General features: G+C 69.2%; 3 protein-coding genes and 1 pseudogene. 1 reads left to right on the top strand and 3 read right to left on the bottom strand.

The features are described from left to right. Positions 1 to 728, bottom strand: a 728-nt coding sequence (locus MFF42_RS16735) for an ATP-binding protein (RefSeq protein ID WP_238256761.1), incomplete at its 3' end; no start/stop codon positions are given. Between the two features lie 354 nt (positions 729 to 1,082). On the opposite strand from MFF42_RS16735, the gene MFF42_RS16730 reads away from it, so the two are divergent. After that, the gene (locus MFF42_RS16730) at positions 1,083 to 1,274 is read left to right on the top strand and encodes a hypothetical protein (RefSeq protein ID WP_238256760.1); all 192 of its coding nucleotides are present in this window, start codon (positions 1,083 to 1,085) and stop codon (positions 1,272 to 1,274) included. 24 nt (positions 1,275 to 1,298) lie between these two features. Here the strand turns inward: MFF42_RS16730 and MFF42_RS16725 are convergent, their stop codons facing one another. After that, positions 1,299 to 2,339, bottom strand: coding sequence for a threonine aldolase family protein (locus MFF42_RS16725; RefSeq protein WP_238256759.1), 1,041 nt, complete (start codon positions 2,337 to 2,339; stop codon positions 1,299 to 1,301). Between the two features lie 131 nt (positions 2,340 to 2,470). Further along, positions 2,471 to 2,652, bottom strand: a pseudogene (locus MFF42_RS16720) (ABC transporter ATP-binding protein); the annotation flags it as partial.

Genomic DNA, 2,652 nt, shown 5'->3' with positions numbered 1-2,652 from the left:
CGGATCTCGACGCCGCCGAACAGGTAGGCCTTGGAGCGGGCCATCTTGAACAGGCGGCGCGGATCGAACTTGAGCGAGCCGAAGATCTGCGCATCGGGATGGAAGCGCACCCGCGTGCCGCGCCGGTTCTGCACCCGGCCGACCGTCTCGAGGCTTCCCTGCGCGTGGCCGCGGGAAAAGGTCTGGCGGTAGAGGGTCTGGTTGCGGGCGACCTCCACCTCCAGCACGTCCGAGAGCGCGTTGACGACGGAGATGCCGACGCCGTGCAGGCCGCCGGAGGTCTCGTAGACCTTCGAATCGAACTTACCGCCCGCGTGCAGCGTGGTCATGATGACCTCGAGCGCCGACTTGCCCGGAAATTTCGGGTGCGGATCGACCGGGATGCCGCGGCCGTTGTCGGTGACGACGAGGGCGCCCGTCTCCTCCAGCTCCACCTCGATGAAGCTCGCGTGGCCCGCGACCGCCTCGTCCATGGAATTGTCGATCACCTCGGCGAAGAGGTGGTGCAGCGCCCGCTCGTCGGTGCCGCCGATATACATGCCGGGCCGGCGCCGCACCGGCTCCAGCCCCTCCAGCACCTCGATCGTCGAGGCGTCGTAACCCGCTTCCGCCGTCTCCGGCGCGGGCGCCGGCTGCGGTGCCACGGCGGTGAGACGGCGGCGGCGCTCGGCCTCCGCGGCGGGAGGCTTGCTTCCTGGTCCGAACAGGTCGCGTGCCGGATCGCTCACGCGACGGCTCCTCGAATCGGGTCGGAGACGGGCTGCATGGCTCTTCATACCCTCGTTGTAGCGGAACAAAAAGGAAACAAAAAGCCTCCCGTCCGCTTCCGCCGGTCGCATTATCACGGCGACCGGGGTTGTTCGAAGTCCGACCGCTGCGGCGCGGCCGAAGCGCTGTCATCACAGTGATGCGGGCGGATGGTTAAGAGTGCCTCACGAAGCCCGCCAGCGGGTGGCGATCCTGTGGCCGAAACGGGGCAGCGAACCGTCAAGCCGCGGGGGCGCAGACCGACGCCGGGAACAGAGGATGGTTTCCGGACGTTAATTCAGCAAGGTCAGCTTGACCGTTAGGGAGCCACGCCGATGACCCCCGCCGCCGCCCAAGCGCGTCACATCTCCCTCACGCGCCTGGAACAGGCCGCGGGCCAAGCGTTCGGCTATGCCGACGAGGCCGAGCCGGTGGTCTCCCGTCCGGCAATTCTGCTCTCGTCGTCGAGCTTCGCCATCGCCACCGTCGCGACGGCCCTGGCGGCCACCATCACCTATCTCGTCTGACCGGCCTTTCCCGCGGAGCCGCCCTCACGCCGCCACGGGCAGGGCGCAGAGGCGGATGTCCCGCGCCAGCGCATCGACCCGTGCCGGGTCCGAATCCCAGGCGAACATGAAGCGCGATGCCCCGCCGATGAAGCCGTAGAACTGCCAGCCGCGAGCGCGCAGCCCCTCCTGGACCGGCACCGGCAGGTTCAGGAAGACGCCGTTGGCCTCCACCGGGGCCGCGAGCGAGATGCCCGGCACGTCGGCGATCGCCCGCACGAGGCGCCGGGCGCAGTCGTTGGCGTGGCGGGCGTTGTCGAGCCACGCGCCGCTCTCCAGCATTCCGACCCAGGGGGCCGCGAGGAAGCGCATCTTAGAGGCGAGCTGCCCCGCCTGCTTGCAGCGATAGTCGAAATCCAGCGCGAGCCGGCGGTCGAAGAAGATCACCGCCTCGCCGACCGCCATCCCGTTCTTGGTGCCGCCGAAGCAGAGCACGTCGACGCCGGCCTTCCAGGTCAGCGCGGCCGGGCTCGCATCGAGGGAGGCGCAAGCATTGGCGAAGCGGGCTCCGTCCATGTGCAGGCGCAGGCCCGAGGCGCGGCAGACGGCGGCGATCGCGGCGACCTCGTCGAGGGTGTAGACGCGCCCGGTCTCGGTCGCTTGCGTCAACGTCACCGCCCGCGGCTTGGGGAAGTGGATGTCGCTGCGCTTGCCCGCGATCGTCCGCACAATCTCCGGGGTGAGCTTCCCGTCCGCGGTCGCGGCGGTGAGCAGCTTCGAGCCGTTGGAGAAGAATTCCGGCGCGCCGCACTCGTCGGTCTCGATATGCGCCGAGTCGGCGCAGATCACGCTGTGGTAGGACTGGCAGAGCGAGGCGAGCGCCAGCGAGTTGGCCGCCGTACCGTTGAAGACGAAGAAGACCTCGCAATCGGTCTCGAACAGACGGCGGAACCCGTCGGCGGCGGCCTGCGTCCAGGTATCGGCGCCGTAGGCGGGGGCGTGGCCGGCATTGGCCGCCTGCATCGCGTCGAGCGCCTCCGGGCAGATCCCGGCATAGTTGTCGCTGGCGAATTGCTGCTCGGCCACGGCTGGCTCCCGCTCGGTCCCGTCGAATGCGAAAGGCCGGACGGTGGGGAACCCGCCCGGCCTCACGATGACATTGTCTCCCGGCCGCTCGATCTTCACACCCCGCCCGCCGGTCCGGCAGGCGCGCCGCGTCAGGCGGCGGCGAGCGCCATCGACATCGATTCCTTCTTCATCAGCTCGCGATAGAAGCCGTCGAGATGCGTGAGCTTCTCCGGCGAGCCGTCCTGGACGATCTTACCGCCCTCCAGCACGACGATCCGGTCGAAATCCTTCAGCGTCGAGAGGCGGTGGGCGATGGCGATCACCGTGCGGC

The organism is Methylorubrum podarium (assembly GCF_022179745.1).
Classification (GTDB): domain Bacteria; phylum Pseudomonadota; class Alphaproteobacteria; order Rhizobiales; family Beijerinckiaceae; genus Methylobacterium; species Methylobacterium podarium.
Note: the sequence above shows the minus strand (reverse complement) of the source record. Positions and strands in the feature narration are given on the sequence as shown.

What these genes read in the sequence shown, in the direction of transcription:
- MFF42_RS16730 (WP_238256760.1), top strand. Translation starts at nt 1,083, where the DNA reads ATGACCCCCGCCGCCGCCCAAGCGCGTCACATCTCCCTCACGCGCCTG.